The organism is Loigolactobacillus binensis (assembly GCF_005405165.1).
Classification (GTDB): Bacteria; Bacillota; Bacilli; order Lactobacillales; family Lactobacillaceae; genus Loigolactobacillus; species Loigolactobacillus binensis.
The window spans coordinates 1-347 of record NZ_BJDN01000092.1 but is presented as its reverse complement, the minus strand read 5'-3'; the positions used below and the strand labels follow the sequence as shown (position 1 = coordinate 347).

The window sequence follows — 347 nt, the reverse complement described above, 5'->3', positions numbered from 1 at the left end:
CTTGTAATAATAATTTAGGAGGGGAAAATATGGAACTTATTAAAGAACAAACACGCTTAGCAAAGTGGGGAAACTCGAAAGCTGCTAGAATTCCTAGCCAAATTATTAAACAACTGAAATTAGATGATAACCAAGATATGACAATAACCATTGAAAATGGATCAATTGTTTTAACACCAATAAAAAAGAACCCAACCAATATTCACGAGCTATTTAAGGATTGGCAAGATGACGGGAAAAGGGATCACGAGCTTGATTGGGGAAAGTCAGAAGGTAATGAACTTCAATGGTAAGCCAAGGTGATATATTTTATGTTAACTTTAATCCAAGCCGTGGTCATGAACAGA

Annotated in this window: 1 protein-coding gene; it reads left to right on the top strand. The window is 35.2% G+C overall.

Features of this window, described 5'->3' with window-relative positions; translation table 11 throughout:
• Positions 1 to 29 precede the first annotated feature (29 nt).
• Complete coding sequence (locus FFM78_RS13755) at positions 30 to 293, top strand: AbrB/MazE/SpoVT family DNA-binding domain-containing protein (protein WP_001748109.1); 264 nt, start codon at positions 30 to 32, stop codon at positions 291 to 293.
• Positions 294 to 347 lie beyond the last annotated feature (54 nt).

What these genes read in the sequence shown, in the direction of transcription:
- FFM78_RS13755 (WP_001748109.1), top strand. Translation starts at nt 30, where the DNA reads ATGGAACTTATTAAAGAACAAACACGCTTAGCAAAGTGGGGAAACTCG.